The sequence below is a fragment of the Pseudomonas sp. MD330_10 genome (assembly GCF_042610415.1).
GTDB classification, from domain to species: domain Bacteria; phylum Pseudomonadota; class Gammaproteobacteria; order Pseudomonadales; family Pseudomonadaceae; genus Aquipseudomonas; species Aquipseudomonas rhodesiae.
This window is the reverse complement of record NZ_JBHGZU010000022.1, coordinates 21,160-37,674: the sequence shown is the minus strand read 5'-3', so window position 1 is coordinate 37,674 and position 16,515 is coordinate 21,160. Positions and strand designations below refer to the sequence as shown.

Here is a 16,515-nt window from a genome sequence, read left to right as displayed (position 1 = left end):
TGCCCACGCTTCTCACAAAAATAAGCTATACATAACCCTACCAGATTAAGCACGAAGAAAATAATGTACTCTTTAATAACGTATGGATTTCCGTTAATCCTTGTAGCTTTCGAATGGGGTTTGAAATACATAATGAAGGTAGAAAACACTTCATTTGCTGGTCCCGCTCTAGCTGCTGCAGCACTATCTTTTCTTATGCCACTCACTAAACCAAAAGTCCTACAGATTAATATCCCAGGTCACCCTAATAGCTTTTTAACGACCACCAGAGATAGTCAGGTCGTAGGGTTGACATGGATTTTGGTTTTTGTTTTTTTGTTTCTATGGGCTGGAAGTTGCTTTCTAACAACCGAACAACCTATAAGAAAGCTTTGGGTGTTAGATATGCCCTTAGCAATTGGTGGGGCCGTATACGTGGTTAGTTTAATCATGACGTGGGCAAAGGAGAAACTATAATGGATGAGCTTATTATTTCAACAGCGGTTGCGCTGCTCATCCCGCTTATTACTGTTTTGGCAAAAAAAGCCTTGAAAAAAACCTTCGATGGCAAGATGACACAGTTAATAGTTAAAGATACAAATGGAAAAGAGCAAAAAATATCATATAGCGGAAAAGTCGAGCTCGGAGCAATACAAAAAATTGTCGAGAAAGAATACGCCTTCGAAAGCAAGGTGGAACAAATATTAAAGGCTTATATGAAAAAAAATAAGGGGTTTAGTTATACAAAAAATCATAGCGTTGATTTTTTGCTAAAGTTTTCCGGCCACGTAATAGGCCTTGAAGTAAAAAGGAATTACAGCCTGCCATCAAAAAAATATTTTAATACAGTGAAAGAAACTCATCCAGACCTAGAGCAGCTTCTGTTTTTGTTTGACTCGGAAGTCCCCGAAAAATATCTACACGCATATGAAAATGATGATTTTGTAAAATTCATCTCATCCCCTAGAGAAAAGAAATTGTCGGAAAAAATAATATCCATCTTGGATCAGAAAAGAGTAAACGGGGTTTAACTACTATTGGTGAGAGTTTTTGCATAACCAAAACGTTTTAGTGTCGACCTCTCGCTATAATATTTCGATGAAGGTTGCCTTACAGGGTCATTTTGACCCAATTACTGTACTGTGAATAGGGGGCAGACCACGCTTTCAATTAAATATCGAAAATCGTGGTCTGACCCCGTTTTTCCGCATCGGGACATAATGGCATTTTGGCTCCAGGTGGAGTATTAAGGGCCACCGACATTGGGTCGATATACATGGAGATACTCTGGTGGGCAAAAAAATAGGATCTGGAATTATCATATCCATTGGGATATTTTCCGTCCTGAGCTTTTACATTATATATTACGCTTTTTTGTATTCTGGATACGCAGATTCACTGGATGTCTCAGAATTGAAAGGCGTTCGCAGCGGTACTTTTGGTGATGCCTTTGGAACACTTAATGCGTTTTTCTCGGCACTCGCATTTTCTGGCGTACTACTTTCGCTTCACTTTCAAAGAAAGGATATTAAGTCGAGCCATGCTCAGACTCATAGGCAACAGATCGAATCGCAATTTTACAACTTGCTAAGTTTGCAGCAGCAAATTGTCCAAGGATTTGATCTGCACTTAACAAGGAATGGTCATGCCGTTGTCATTCAGGGAAGAGACTGCTTTCGGAGCTGGCGCAGGAAGCTTAGATTACGATTCGTTCGCTTTCGCAAAGAGGGCACTATAACGAGCGAGGCCTCCAAGTTTGCATATAACTCTGTACTTGAGTCACATCGTGGTGATTTAGGCCTATACTTCAGAAGCTTGTATTCAATTTTCAGGTTTATTGAAAACTCTGACGGAGTAGACAAAAAACATCTGGGAACTATTGTGCGCTCCATGCTATCGGATTACGAACTGGTTTTTCTTTTCTATAACTGCTTGAGCAAGAAAGGGGGAAAGTTCATGAGATTCGCTGAAGACTACGCGTTGTTTGATAACCTAGATGTGAAACTATTACTCCATCATTCCGACTTAAAGCTGATGAAGGCTAAAGTTTTCGGCGAAAATTCGGAAGCGCTTGAAATCCAAGCAAGCCTCAGCACTGCGTAATACTTATTACCGCTCAAACTTTATCTTTAGGATCGACAAGAACGGCGAAATAAATCTACTCCTAGCACGACGGCAGCGAGGTTGACGTTAATTACACCATGCCGTCGCGACAGGTAATACTTCTTTTAACCGCAGCATCTCGACGAGATTTAGGGATGAAATTTGAAAACGGAAAAATAATATTTGGAACTCATGATTTAAGAGAAATGCGAGAGCGGCTAATTGAGCCTGAAAATGTAAAAAAATACAACATACAATGCCAAGGATGTAGAAGCGTAATAGTATTTACGCAAGCCTTGACATCTAATGTTACGTTACCCAATGGAGCACTAATCCCAAAATTCGATGAAGACGGAGTGGTGACTTTTGAGTGCACTAAATGTCAAAAACTGTCTAGAATAAAGGTAGTTAATCCCGACGTTTGCTATGCTTATGAAGGCGCTGAGAAAATTGAGTATGCTTTTCTTGAGGGTATGCCTGAGCCCTTAAATTTAGAAACTGGCGAGATTGCCACATGCGATGACTATCTTGCGCAAGATATTGGACTTCATGAACTTGACCATAACTATAGCCCGACCGGGGAACCACTTTATACATGTCATAAATGCGGTGCCGGCTTAGATGAAAAAGCGTATGAAATACTTATCGGGCAAATCAACAATATATCAAATGGATTTGATCGATACCTAAACTGGTATCTGGCAAACGGCGGGGGGCCTAGGCCGGAATATCAGATTGTCAGGCTTCCCTGTAAATGTGAGTGCGGACTGGATACCGTATCATACTTCAGCAAGCCCTATAGCGAATCGGCAAATATTAAAGAAACTGATTTCGCGCTAATCAATATAGTAGGCGCAAAAAATCTGCAAGGACACTTAACACCAGGGAGCTTCTCCAAAACTCAAATCATGCAATGGTTAAGAAAACTACAGCACAGGTGGGCAATTCTGTTTGACGACATATATTTAATAACTCCATTTATCGGCCATCAGTACCTTAAAAGTGAGCAGAGGGTAGAAAACTGGCTAAACGTGGTGCGTAAGATATCACCAGAAAAAACAAAAATTGTAACCCGCTCCTCTGAGGTGAAACTTTTTGAGAAAGCTTACAGCAGCATATCAGGAATTGACTACAACAAGCTGCAAGAGCTTGGACTGAGTTCACAAGCGATTGACGGCACAATAAAGAAAAACAAGTTCCACATCAAACTATATTGCGCTATTTCGAAATTTGGCTTCGAGGCACTTAGTGGATCAGCAAATATTGTTGAAGGACCATCGATCGAATCGATGATATTTATGTCCGGAGCCGACTCCCACGAGTTCAATGAGAAGTTCTTGAAGCCACTCGGGCTTAATTGCGATCTATCTCACAAACATGAATCAAAAGATCACAGGTACTCGTTACTCTTGAGAGAAAGTGAAAACTTCAATCCACTTTATGCACCAACACTACACGCCCATCATTATCGATCTCTTATCTTGCAGGATTCCCAACCAGTGGACAATTGGTAATCAATTCGCCTTTAATTTGTGTAAGTCCAAACAAAGAAAAGAAGGGTCTACAAACTGGCGACAGCAGTAGAAAGTTTTACCCCTAGGTTACCTAACAGGTAATCTGTCGCCTTTTTTTCTCAACAAAGAGAGCTCAAACCATTTTTTCGCCATCTGCCAACCACTAAAATTAACTCAACCATACATATTTATTATTGCGAGCACAGCCTATGCTCCACCATAAACTATGGCAAGCAACAATCGGGTACTTTTAGAGGTATACTTGTAGGCTAGTTATTACATTTATATTAAATTTCAATAAACTACCATTCGATTCGACTCCTGGTGCCGCACCATATCTCAAAGCCCCGCAATGCGGGGCTTTGTGGTTTCTGGGGTTTGGGAAACGGCGAGAATCCTATGTCTCGTTTTCGTCAAAACGTCCATAAAACGTCCAAACTCATTTTTGTATCGGTTTTTTATACGCTGCCGCCGGGACAAGCTGAGTTCCAACTTCAATCGCGGTTTCCAAAATCCCCGCAGTCTCCCCATGACTCATGGTCGACAAACCTTATAGCCAAGCCCCCACCAGACGAAACATCAGCTCGCACGCTGTCTGCAAGCTGATGAAAACGTACTATTTGAGTAGCCTCAACCACAGAAAGCGCACCTAACGGGAGAATAGAGGGGGGGGCTGACTCGGTTTTCACTTAGCGTCGCAGCAATAGCCCAAGTTAGTGAGGTGTTTGGGGTTATCGCAGCAAATCCTCTGGGCATTCTGGCGCTTGGTCGCTACCACGGACGCTCTAATTTACGATGCATTAGTGAGAAAAATAAAAACCTCATAGCAACCCCATAAAAAAGTCCGCCTATACGGCGGACTTTTTCTTGATACATAACATTATTAAAAACAATAAACCAAGAGGAACAGCCAGCGCAAAATAAAAACCATATAAAAGCGCATACCCGCCATTTGCAGCACCGGTCCTTAACGGACCCGACCTCCAAAAATATTTAGATGTATAACGAAACACCAAGTCTTCGACTAGACGCTTGGCAAACGGAAACAAAAACGCATTAATGCCATAAATCAAAAAAAACATTACTGCATTAGCATCTGATTTAAATTCGAATGTGCCAATCGAAAACAATACCAGCCCAATAATTAGATTTTTCAAATAGTAGCTTTTTTCCATGCCCAACGTCCTTCCATGCACTAATACCAAAAATTGATATTTCCTATGAATAATCGACTATTTTTACCCCCCCTCGTCGTCATACAGCTGACTAGAAATTCTTCTAATATGACAACAGTGCGAAAAATGCGACACATCTAAAGTCTAAATACTCAAAAAATAGTTAAAGATAGGATAGCAATTCTAGCCCCCCGGCATGTTCACGAACAGCGACCAGAAGCTCCCATGCCTTCGTTCACGCCAATCTGAGCCTTCTGGTATTCCTCGTCCGCCGCCGACTCGAATTCGCCGAGGCTGAACGCGTTGACCTTGCGGTGCTTGCGGGTGGCGGGTGGCTTGGGTTCTTCCAGGGCTACCTTCACGGTGGGCCAGCGCGCGCACTACCGCCCAGGCGATGTCGGCGTGGCCGGTGGCATCGGTGCGCGCATCAAGAATTAACGATGCACGACAAATTGATAGGCCGACGCTGCTGAAATACACCGGATATCTGCGTCAGCAAGTTGACCAAGGCGCGAAAAGCAATGGGAATGCGGCGCATCAGTCGGTATTTCATCCTCCGCCCGCTTTAATTGGCGCACTAAGCGTCTGGTGAACAACCCCTATATAACTGTATTGAACCGAAGATAAGGGGCATCAGCATTTCAATTGTTCATAGGCTCGGCCCATGAATTCCCAGGTTCTCGCATCGGCAGGAATCAGATCCTCAATACGCAGCGACTCCATAGTAGTGTCGAGAGGCATGCCAAATGTTGTGAAAGTTGACATGAATTTCAGTTCCCCGTGCCTTGAGTCGGTCGCGTCAGCGCTTATGGAGTGCGCTTAGTTTGCCAACGTGGAAGCCTCTTGAGGCGCCGGAAACGGATTCGCCAGGGAGAAGGTGTCAGCAGATAGCACCGGTTACAGCATCAATAGCTCGCACAATTTCGACTAAAGGAGTGAAGAGGAAGTCCGTTGGCGTTTGGCAATTCCTTTGTTTTCAGATATCCGGCTGTGAGGACTGTTGATCGATATGCATAAGGGCCTCGGTCAGCGAGGTGACCGCCAAAGCACTTTGCCCACCCCCAACCCTTTTCGGTATAACCAACATCCCCCAGCGTCACGAACGGATTCCCATGAACGCTCTAAAACTCATCGCTCTTTTGGTGATTTTCCCGCTGCTGTTGGCTGCCCTGGGTAACTGGGAGCGACAGCGCGCGGAGGAGATGAGCAATGCGATGATCGATTACCACAGCAATGTGAGCATTGCGAAACAGCAACTGCGGGCGCTGGCGGCGAGGAACCCTATGGCCAGTGTCGATCTGCCGAATGAGAAGATCAGCGTGCAGTTGGCGCTCTCGCGCCTGGAAAAGATCGAAGCGGAGTTACCCACGGCTCATCGGGTGAATCGGGCGATGCGCGGGTTGGCGCCGTGGGTGGTGGGGTTCGGTTTGCTGGCGGCGGTGATCGGCCTGGCGGCGTTGGCCGGGACGCACTGGGCGGGACGGCGGGCGTTGCAATCGCGAGAAACATTACTGCGCGTGTTCACCCAAGGCAGTCGGTTGTTGCCTTATGGGCTGGTGAGCCATGTGGTGGCGATGGCGGCGGCAGTGGCGCTAGCCTTGTGCTTCGAAGGCTTGGGGATGTGGCATGTAGGCCGGTTGGGCAGTGGTGAAGTCAAGCTGATGGCGGTGCTGGGGGTGGTTGCGGCGTTCTGCCTGTATTCCATCTGGCTGCTGCTGCGGCAATTGCGCCACATGCTGGTGATGTTCACGCCGGCGCCCATGGAGATTTTCGCGCGGGAAGTTGCGCCCGTACAGGCTCCAGGTTTATGGCGCCTGGTGAGTGAATTGGCGGGGCGGCTCGGTGCTTTGCCGCCCGACCATATCGTGGTGAGCTTGGCCCAAGGCTTTTACGTCACGTCCAGCGACGCCACATTGCTGCCGGCGCACTCCTCGCTGCATGGGCGGACGTTGCATGTGCCGTTGCCGTACCTGGGGCTGCTGGATCCGGCGGAAATCAATGCCGTGATTGGCCATGAGCTGGCGCACTTTGTGGGGCAGGACACGGAGTACAGCCTGCGTTTTCTGCCGATCTACGATGGGGTCAATCGCAGCCTGGAGGCGCTGCAAGAGACATTGCTGGCCAGCGATCTGATCCAAGGGTGGCTGATGCGTCCGTCGTTTCTGTTCGGGGTGTTTTTCATACAGTGCTTCGACCACGCGGTGAACCACTGGAGTCGCGAGCGCGAACTGCTGGCCGATGCCGCCGGCGCGCGGTTGGCGGGTAATGGGGCGGCAGCCTCGGCCTTGCTGCGCGTTTCGGTGTTGCAACCGCACCTAGAGGACGCGTTGATCACGTTGTGCGAGACGGCGTCGACAGCAGACCTGACCCAGGGCCTGCTGATTGTATTACGCGAACAAGCCTTGCAACTACCGCCTGACGCACTGGACATTCACCAACCACACCCAACCGACTCCCACCCTTCCAACGGCGAACGCCTGCAAGCCCTGAACGTGTCGCTGGATGAGACCACGCGCAACGCTACCCGCGCGGTGGATGTCGAGGCGGCGCAGGCGCAGTTGGCGGTTTTTTTCAGTTCGGTGTCAGCGCTTAGCGAACAGCTGTCCGACGACTTGATCCAGGCCGTGGTCGCCGAAGACGAGGCACAAACCGAACTGCTGGAAACACTGGCCGCTTCCGCTCAGGGCGAACACGCCTTGCACGAGGGTGGCCGGCGGCGCGCCCTGATCACGACGGTACTGGCGGTGCCGTTTGTGGTACTCGGGCTGCTGATTATGAGTCTGCATTGGCTTGATCCATCGCGCGTGAAAGGCACGCCGCTGTCGACCTTAGGTGCCGGCGCGGCCATCGCCAGCATCGCGCTGATCTTTGTGTGGCTGGGCGTGCGCCGTTACAAACGCGCGCCGCAGATCGCGCTGCGGCTCACGCCGGAGCATTTTGTGTTTGCCAACCTGGCGCAACCGCTGCCGATTGAGCATATCGCCAATGTGTCGCTGCAACCGATCCAAGGCATCTGGCTCACGCTTGAACTGACGGACGAAGCACCGCTGCCCGAACTGCGCAAAACGGCGTTCGGCGTGCCGGGGGTGCGACTCAATAAGAAGAAGCGCCTGGTGGTGTTGCAGATGGCGCAGTTGTGCATCGATAACCGAAAGATCGCGCCTTATGAAGGGCTGTCGCTGATTACCGATTACGTGAACGCGTCGCTGGCGCGCAGCATCTTGCAAAGCCGTCAGGACTGATCGGCGCTTATAAAAAAACCCCCGAACCAGTCGGGGGTTTTTATCGCCTGACATCAGGCGCAACGTGCGGTCAATCAGAACACGTTGATTGGGTAGTCAGCGAACAGACGCAGTTCGTTACCGCCCACGTTGTAGTTGCTGGCGTTGTTGGAGACGCGCAACCAGGATGCACGAGCGCGCAGGCTCAGGTCTTTGGCTGGGCCGCTCTGAACGACATACTTGAACTGGTTGAAGATTTCACGCTCGGTGCCATCGCCACGGTTGGAGCCGTCATCGATGTTGGTGCCGCGCACGTAGGCCACGTTGTAGGTCAGGCCAGGCACGCCGAAGGTGCTGAAGTCCAGGCCGTAACCGACCTGCCAGGAGCGCTCATCTTTACCGTTGAAGTCGGACCAGTAGGAGTTGGCCAGCAGGATGGTGTTGCCGCCGTCACCGAAGCCGGTGTCCGGAGTGTTATCGCGGTAGCCGCCATACAGGTAGCCGGTATCGCCAGTGCTGCGCTGATGGGCCACGGTGAAACTGTGTGGGCCGACAGCCCAGGTAGCGCCCAGGCTCCAGATTTTGTTATCACGGGCATCGGCATCGCCGCGCTGTTCGGCGAAGCTCTTGTCCAGCTTGGTTTTGTAGCCGTTGAAGTCAAAGGTCAGCGACTGCTTTTCTGGCAAGGCCAGCACGTAGTTGACGTTGACGTATTGCTTTTTCAGCACGTCTTCCATATCGGACGCGTACAGAGCGGCGGACAGGCTTTCGGTGAATTTATAGCTACCACCGAGGTAATTGATGCTCTTGAGGTTACCGCTATCGGTACCTTCAGCACTCTTACGCGCTTCCTTGGTGAAGTGACCGGCGTCCAGTTGCAGGCCTTCGATCTCTTTGGAAACGATCGAGGTGCCGGTATAGGTTTCGGACAACAGGCGGGAGTTGTCGTAGGCCAGAACCGGGACGTTAGGGAACTGATCACCGTACTTGAGCACGGTGTTGGACACCCGGAACTTCACGGCAGCGCCGCCTTTGGCCAGGTCGTCTGCGGCCGAGCCGCTATCGCCTTGCTTAAAGAAGTCGATGCCGCCAGCGCCGCTGCGGCCTTTACCGCCGTCCAAGCGAATAGCGTACTGACCGATCACGTCCACACCCACACCGACGGTGCCCTGGGTGAAGCCGGACTCGAATTTACCGATGAAACCCTGGCCCCACTCGGCTTTGTCTTGCTTGCCGTTTTTGTAGTCACGGCTGATATAAGCGTTACGTGCGGCGATATTCAGGTGGCTGTCTTCGACAAAACCCTTGGATTGGTCTTGGTCATTAGCCATTGCTGTCGATGCGCTCAAAATCCCCAGAGCGATCAGACTCATCCGTTGCTTCAACATATTCTTGTATTCCTTATTACGGGTTGAGTACGCGCTGTGATACCAGGCTCCATGTCGCTTTCTGATATCGACTTTTTCCAGAAAAAAGAAAGCCCGCGGACGACTGAACATGCCGCGGGCCTTTTTTTATTGGAAGAGTCATGGCGGTTAGCCACAGGCGTTGGGCGCAATCCTAGTCGCGCGTTGAACTATGTGTCAATTTCGCGAATCGTCTGTATTTAGGCGAAATAATTCTAAGAGCCTGTCGCTGGCATATCTGAAAACGACAAAAAAACGCTTTCCAATCGTCTGTAAACACATCCAGTAACATATCTCATGGTGGATACGTTTAGTAATGGATAACGCACGCAAATGCAAAGCATTACCATTGGCGCACTGTTTTTCCAAAACCTTCTGGATGCATTTCTCCATGCCCGCCCCTCGCCTGACGCCCATCACCCTTGGGCTTTCTGTACTGTTGTCTGCCGGTTTCGCCTGCGCCACCACCACTTTACCCGCCACATCGATCAGCGCCGACGCCGACGAAGACGACCCGCGCGTCAAAGCCACCAATACTGCCACCCGCACGGCAACGCCAGTGCGTTACGTACCCCAGGCCATCGACTCGGTAAAGACGGAAAATCTGCGCGCCTATGGCACCAATGACCTCGGCCAAGCGCTCAGCGGTATTCCCAACGTCAGCAGTGGCGCCGACACACGCTTCGACAGCTTGCGTATCCGTGGCTTCGACGCGAGTAACGATTTCTACCTGGACGGCATTCGCGACGACAGCCAATACGTGCGCGACCTGCACAACATCGAACGCATCGAAGTGCTTAAAGGGCCGGCGGCAGTGCTCTACGGACGTGGCGGCCAGGGCGGTATCGTCAACCGCGTAAGCAAATTGCCTTCGGCTGGGCGCGCCTCAACCCTCGAAGTCCAGGGTGGCAGTAATGATTGGCGTAGTGTGTACGCCGACCTGAGCACCGACCCCAGCGATAACATCAGCCTGCGCCTGAACATGGGCAACCAGGACAACAACAGTTTCCGCGACGACGTGAGCGGCAGTCGTCAGTTGTTTGCGCCGTCCATGAGTTGGCAACTGACCCCGGACCTCAACTGGCTGGTGCAGTACGAATACAGTCGTTACAACCGCACCCCGGACCGCGGCGTTCCCGGTGTCAACGGCCGCCCTGCCGACGTAAGCCGCAGCACTACCTACTTTGATAACCGCGACTACATCGACGATAAAACCCAGTCCTTACGGTCCAAACTCGCCTATGAACTCAATGACAATTGGCAACTGCGCCACACCCTGGGCGTGTTCAAACTCGACAGCGATTTCGACAACACCTACCAGACCGGCTACACCGCTGCGACCAACCGCGTGACGCGCCAACGCTGGCAGCAGGATCTGACCACTCGCAATGTGTTCAATAACCTGGAAATGGAGGGCGGTTTCAGCACATACGGCCTGGAACACCGCGTGCTCACGGGCCTTGAGCTGGGCAGCCAGCATCGCGATCCGAAGCTGTACACCGCCACCGCCGTGAACCGTGGGGGCCAGGCCGTGCCAGATCTGGACCTCAACCAGCCTGATCGCCACCTGAGCCACACCGGGCGCATGAGCGCGTCGAGCAATAACCACACCGAAGTGGATAGCCGTGCGTTGTATGTGCAAGACCAACTGCGCCTGAACGATCAATGGCAAGTGCTCGCTGGCTTGCGCTATGACCGTTTCGAGGTGGACACCACCAACAAGCTGCTGAATACCCAACAAGCGGTGAAGAATCACAGTACCAGCCCACGTTTTGGCCTGGTGTGGACGCCACTGGAAAACCACTCGTTCTACGCCTCGTGGAGCAAGACCTTTTCTCCTGCGGGTGGCGGTTTGATCGGCATCACCCCAAACGCATCCGGCGGCGTCAACGATCTGAGCCCCGAACTGACCAAACAAAAAGAAATCGGCGTGAAAAGCGATTGGCTCGACGATCGCTTGAGCACCACCCTGGCCGTATACGAACTGGAACTCTACAACCGCCGTACCAGCGATCCGCTCGACCGCTCCATCACCTTGCTCAGCGGCCTGCAGCGCTCACGAGGCGTGGAGTTGACAGCCACCGGCAAGATCGGCGGCAACTGGTATGTTCGCGGCGGTGTAGGCCTGCAGGATGCCAAGGTGGAGAAGGACAACAACGGCTTTGAAGGCAAGCGCGTCAGTGACGTGGCCAAACGTAACGCCAGCCTGTTCCTGACCTGGAAACCGGAAATGGGCTGGTACGCAGAAACCGGCCTGACGCTGGTCGGCGACCGCTATGCCGACAGCCTCAACACCGTGGTCCTGCCAGGCTATGGCCGCTGGAACGCCTTGGCCGGCTTTCGTCAAAAGACGTGGGATGTGACGGCGGCGCTGAACAACATCGCCGACAAAACCTACTACGCGTCGGCCACCAGCGTTGCGCAGATCCAGCCGGGAGATCCGCGCAGCCTGGTGGTGACGGGCACTTATAGCTTCTAGAGACTGGAAGCCTGTATGGGGGTGAGCGTGCTGTGCATCAGCTCGCACAGCGCGTGCACTTCATCCTCACTGAACAACCCCTGCGGGTAGCGTTCACTCAAGACACTGCGCAGGTCGGGTTGCCTGACCTGCCGCGCGCTGTTTTCCTTCAACCAGAGCGCCAGGGCATGGATGGCGTCACTGTCGACCCGTGAAGGATGAAGCGGGCGCGCGCGCATGGGGTTGATTTCGACGTTCATTTCAGCGCTCTCTCCGACTGCGTGAGCGGCTAACTTACTCAAGGTTTATGACAGAACTGCGCAGTCATCACCTTGGGCCACTGCTATGGCAAAACCGATACAAGAGCTATGCCAATGCGCCAGGTTCAGGGGCCTGCGCGCGCAAAAAAGCCCGCGGGCTAGTAGGGCCGCGGGCTTGCCTTGGACGCTGGAGGCGCGTAGCGCCAGGTCGTCGTTGAAGCGCTGTTACAACCGCACTCAGTTTTTGTGCGGCGCGGGTTGCTGTTGAGTCAGGCAGTGAATATTGCCGCCACCCAGTAACAATTCACGACCCGGCACCATCACCACTTCATGCTGCGGGAACAGGTCCTGCAGGATGCGCTTGGCTTCATGGTCGAGCGGATCGTCGAAGCTCGGCGCGATAATGCCGCCGTTGACGATCAGGAAGTTGACGTAGGAACCCGCCAACCGCACGGTCGGATTACGTTCCTGGGAGCCATCCACCGGGTCGACTCCGGCACATTCTTCTTCGGTAGCAAACAAGGGCCCCGGAATCGGCATTTTGTGCACTGTAAACGAGCGGCCCTGGGCATCGGTGCTGCGTTGCAGGACGTCCATGGCGGCATGGCAGCGCGCGTAGTTCGGGTCTTGCGGGTCATCGGTCCAGGCCAGCAACACTTCGCCCGGGCGCACGTAGCAGCAGAAGTTATCCACATGTCCATCGGTTTCATCGTTGAACAGGCCGTCCGGCAACCAGATGATTTTATCCACCGCCAGATTGGCGCTCAGCACCGCTTCGATCTCGGCGCGGTCGAGGTGCGGGTTACGATTGCGGTTGAGCAGGCATTCTTCGGTGGTGATCAGGGTGCCTTCGCCATCAACGTGGATCGAACCACCCTCCAGCACAAAACCTTCGGTGCGGTAACGGGGGGCGCGCTCGATCTCAAGGATTTTGCCGCCCACCTGTGTGTCACGGTTCCACGGCGCGTAGAGGCCGCCGTCGAAACCGCCCCAAGCGTTGAAATCCCAATTGACGCCGCGCACTTCGCCGCTGTTGTTGATCACGAAGGTCGGGCCGGTGTCCCGTACCCAAGCGTCATCGCTGGACATTTCCACCACGCGAATATTCGGTACATCCAAACGCGCCCGCGCGTTTTCGTATTGGCCGGCGGACACACACACCGTCACCGGCTCGAACCGCGCAATAGCCTTGGCCACGGCCACATGGGCCGCCTGCGCCGGCTTGCCACCCAGGCGCCAGTTGTCCGGGCGCTCAGGCCAGATCATCCAGGTCTGGGTCTGTGGCGCCCATTCGGCGGGCATATGGAAGCCATCGGCGCGGGGAGTGCTGTGCAAAGTGGTCATGGCGTTCGGTGCTCCGAAGGGGTGATGGCCGACTTTATAACGGATAAAAATCGGCTTTAAAAGCAGTTAAGAGGCTTCAGCCTGAAGCATCCGGCCTAATTATCGATAAGAATCGACTATTTATAACTGTTCATCGAGCACCTTCGACAGCATGTCGACGAAGAAATCCACGCTGCTGCGGGAAGTGACCATCGGTGGTTTGATCTTCAGAATGTTCAGATAATCGCCGGTAGGCTGCATAAAAATGCCCAACTCCCGTAAGCGGTCGCACAGTATTTTGGTTTCCTCGGTGGCAGGCTCCAGGGTGTGCCGGTCGCGAACCAGTTCCAGGCCCAGGTAGAAACCGGACCCATGCACCGCGCCAACCAACGGGTGACGCTCGATCAGGGCTTCCAGGCGAGCTTTGAAATGTCCACCGACTACTTGGGCGTTTTCCCACAGCTTTTCTTCCTCCATCACATCCAGCACTGCCATGCCGATCCGGCAACTGACCGGGCTGCCGCCAGAAGACGAGAAGAAGTAGCCTTCAGCCTCCAGCGCTTCGGCGATTTCGCGGCGAGTGATCACGGCCCCCAGTGGCTGGCCGTTGCCCATGCCTTTGGCCATGGTGATGATGTCGGGCACCACGCCCTGCTCCTCGAAGCCCCAGAAGAAGCGCCCCATGCGCCCATAACCGACTTGCACTTCATCGGCGATACACACGCCGCCCTGAGCGCGCACCAGGCCATACACCTGTTGCAGATAGCCCGGCGGCAGGGAGATGCCACCGGCGTTGCCATATACCGGTTCGCAGATAAAGCCTGCCAGTTGGCGTTTGCTGGCAGCAATTTTCGCCAGGTTGTGTTCCACACTGCGTACATAGTCTGGGGCACTGTCCTGCCCGCGGAACTCACCGCGATAGGTGTTGGGCGCCGTCACTGGATGCACCCAGTCCGGACGACTGCTCAAAGCCTGGGGGTTATCGGCAATCGACGTGGACACGGCGTCCGCCGCCACCGACCAGCCGTGGTACGCCTCCAGTACGCTGAGCATGTCGCGCCCGCCGCTGTAGGCCCAGGCCAGGCGAATGGCCAGGTCGTTTGCTTCGGTGCCGCTGTTGACCAGAAACACGCGGTCCATGCCCGCCGGAGCTAAGGCCAACAGGCGTTCGGAAAACTCCGTGACGGCGGCGTAGTGAAAGCGTGAGTTGGTGTTGAGCAGCGACCATTGCCGCGCCGCCACCGCAGCCATGCGCGGATGCCCATGGCCGAGCACCGCCACGTTGTTGAGCATGTCCAGGTAGGAACGCCCCTGCATGTCGATCAGGTGGTTGCGCCAGCCCCGCTCGATACGCGGCGGATCGGTGTAATAGTGCTTTTGCGAGCGCGCAAAACTGGCGTCGCGGCGAGCCAGCAGGGCGTGAGCGTCCAGTTCAGGCTCGGCGTCGCAAGCCAGCCCCAGCACAGCAGCAGGCGAAGGGCATAGGATTTGCCAGGCCGATGCGCGCGAAGGCGTGCAAAACAGCGGCGGTTCGAGATCGGCGCGGCACAGTTGTACGGTCAGCGGCGCTTGAACCTCGCCAAACACTTGCCCTTTGACCAGCAGCGCACCCGGTTTGAGGGAGGGTTTGACCCCCACCAAGCGAACGCTCGACTCGACGCCCTGCAGGCTCACAACGCCATCGGCGTCCTGGTGCAATGTACCGGCGAAAGGCGCTTCCAGCACCGTGCCGTGGGGCACATGCAGCTCGACGTGCAGAGGAAACGTCTCCGGCTCGGCGGCACTGTCAGGGACGGTGCGCGACAGCCGATATTGCCCGTAGCGGCTGGCCGCCAACCCGTGAACTGCTGCTGCTTCGTCCAGCAGCCTGCGATCGACACCGGGTGTCTCCCAGTTGCCAGCCTCGAAATGCGGGCTGAGCACCCCGAGGTCGATCAACGCAAATTCGCGACCGACCAGCTCTGGTAACAGTGGGGCAAAATCCTGGCTGGCGATGGGCGTCGGCGTTTCGCCAGCGCTGCTCAAAATCGCCGCTTCCATCAGTTCGAACGGTACCGAAGTCGCCACATGGAAAATTTCCCACTCATGCTCGGCATTTTTCAGCAGGTAGCTGTTATGCGGGTCCAGGCGTTGCTGCTGCTCACTGCTCAGCACCAGCACCGCAGCCCGCGCAACGATCAGCGGCCACAGCGCCTGTAACTCTTCGCGTTGCAAAGGGGTCACGGCATGGCAGGCCTGGATCGCCGGCAAAATCGCAAAGGGGTCGCCTTCGGCATGGTGCAGCAGGGCCGCGCAAGTCACCGACAGATCAGCGATGCGCCAGGTGTGAACCAGATCGCCGAAGTCGATCACCCCCTGGATGTGCCAATGACGCTGGGCATCGCGCTGCCACAGCACGTTGTCATCGGTGATGTCCATGTGAACGGCTTGCCACGGCAGGCGCTCGGCCAAGGGGCGAATCCGGGCTTGAACCTGCCCGGCCACGCGCTCCAACGCGTCACGGTGCGGGAGGCGTTCCAGGCTGGCCAGCAGGTGGGTGATCAGTTCCTGAGCATGGCGCGGGTCCCACTGCAGCGTGCGCTCAAGGCCCCCATGCTCGAACGGCGCGAGCGCCAGGCTCATGCGGCCGCACAGGTCGCCAAATCCGGCGATCACCTCACGGCCCAAGTGCGGCATGTGGGTCAACGGCTGGCCGTCGAGATAGTCCAGCAGGCGCAAATGCAGGGTTTGCCCGCCGATCGTCAGGGTGAGCAATTCATCGCCGGCCAGGGTCTTGATGACCTTGGGCACACGCACCTCGGCGTGCGCCTGCAGGTGACCCAGCGCCGCGTGCTGAGCCTGCAACTCCAGCGCCGCGTAGTCACCCCGGCAGATTTTCAGAACAAACTGTCCCTGGGGGGTGTCGACTCTATAATTGAGGTCTTGCTGGCTGCCCAGTGATTGCAAAGTGCCAGCAAGGCCATAGTGCTGCGCCAAGAGTTGAGTGGCCTGATCGAGGCCTACTTGCGGGCAAGGTAGACTGGCGCGATGGATCAACGTGGCGAGCAGCATGGGCAGAGCCTCTGATTTTTAGGCG

Annotated in this window: 11 protein-coding genes and 1 pseudogene; 5 read left to right on the top strand and 7 right to left on the bottom strand. The window is 54.2% G+C overall.

Features of this window, described 5'->3' with window-relative positions; translation table 11 throughout:
* Positions 1–455 precede the first annotated feature (455 nt).
* The 3 genes from ACFZPT_RS23850 to ACFZPT_RS23840 all read left to right on the top strand — a co-directional run bounded on the left by ACFZPT_RS23850 (position 456) and on the right by ACFZPT_RS23840 (position 3,596).
* Positions 456–1,010, top strand: a complete 555-nt coding sequence (locus tag ACFZPT_RS23850) for a hypothetical protein (protein WP_379555812.1) — start codon at positions 456–458, stop codon at positions 1,008–1,010.
* Between the two features lie 259 nt (positions 1,011–1,269).
* The gene (locus tag ACFZPT_RS23845; protein WP_379555810.1) at positions 1,270–2,082 is read left to right on the top strand and encodes a putative phage abortive infection protein; all 813 of its coding nucleotides are present in this window, start codon (positions 1,270–1,272) and stop codon (positions 2,080–2,082) included.
* Between the two features lie 155 nt (positions 2,083–2,237).
* Entirely contained in the window at positions 2,238–3,596 is a 1,359-nt protein-coding gene (locus ACFZPT_RS23840) for a hypothetical protein (protein WP_379555808.1), read from the top strand.
* A gap of 848 nt (positions 3,597–4,444) precedes the next feature.
* Here the strand turns inward: ACFZPT_RS23840 and ACFZPT_RS23835 are convergent.
* The 3 genes and pseudogenes from ACFZPT_RS23835 to ACFZPT_RS23825 all read right to left on the bottom strand — a co-directional run.
* Positions 4,445–4,771 (bottom strand): colicin E1 family microcin immunity protein, encoded by a 327-nt coding sequence (locus ACFZPT_RS23835; protein WP_099312081.1) that lies wholly within the window; start codon positions 4,769–4,771, stop codon positions 4,445–4,447.
* A 200-nt stretch (positions 4,772–4,971) separates the two neighbouring features.
* Positions 4,972–5,133, bottom strand: coding sequence for a hypothetical protein (locus ACFZPT_RS23830; protein ID WP_158231129.1), 162 nt, complete (start codon positions 5,131–5,133; stop codon positions 4,972–4,974).
* 271 nt (positions 5,134–5,404) lie between these two features.
* Positions 5,405–5,560: pseudogene (locus tag ACFZPT_RS23825) on the bottom strand (transcriptional regulator); the annotation flags it as partial.
* Positions 5,561–5,883: 323 nt separating this feature from the next.
* On the opposite strand from ACFZPT_RS23825, the gene ACFZPT_RS23820 reads away from it, so the two are divergent.
* Complete coding sequence (locus ACFZPT_RS23820; RefSeq protein WP_099312085.1) at positions 5,884–8,013, top strand: M48 family metallopeptidase; 2,130 nt, start codon at positions 5,884–5,886, stop codon at positions 8,011–8,013.
* Between the two features lie 74 nt (positions 8,014–8,087).
* On the opposite strand, the gene ACFZPT_RS23815 is transcribed toward ACFZPT_RS23820, so the two are convergent.
* Positions 8,088–9,380, bottom strand: a complete 1,293-nt coding sequence (locus ACFZPT_RS23815; RefSeq protein ID WP_034095387.1) for an OprD family porin — start codon at positions 9,378–9,380, stop codon at positions 8,088–8,090.
* 409 nt (positions 9,381–9,789) lie between these two features.
* Between ACFZPT_RS23815 and ACFZPT_RS23810 the strand changes: the two genes are divergently transcribed.
* Positions 9,790–11,877, top strand: coding sequence for a TonB-dependent receptor (locus ACFZPT_RS23810; RefSeq protein WP_379555806.1), 2,088 nt, complete (start codon positions 9,790–9,792; stop codon positions 11,875–11,877).
* On the opposite strand, the gene ACFZPT_RS23805 is transcribed toward ACFZPT_RS23810, so the two are convergent.
* From ACFZPT_RS23805 to ACFZPT_RS23795, 3 genes are all read right to left on the bottom strand, one after another.
* Entirely contained in the window at positions 11,874–12,116 is a 243-nt protein-coding gene (locus tag ACFZPT_RS23805) for a hypothetical protein (protein WP_034095385.1), read from the bottom strand. The genes ACFZPT_RS23810 and ACFZPT_RS23805 overlap by 4 nt on opposite strands.
* A 237-nt stretch (positions 12,117–12,353) precedes the next feature.
* Entirely contained in the window at positions 12,354–13,460 is a 1,107-nt protein-coding gene (gene aguA / locus ACFZPT_RS23800; protein WP_034095384.1) for an agmatine deiminase, read from the bottom strand.
* A 120-nt stretch (positions 13,461–13,580) separates the two neighbouring features.
* Positions 13,581–16,490, bottom strand: coding sequence for an aminotransferase (locus tag ACFZPT_RS23795; RefSeq protein ID WP_379555803.1), 2,910 nt, complete (start codon positions 16,488–16,490; stop codon positions 13,581–13,583).
* Positions 16,491–16,515 lie beyond the last annotated feature (25 nt).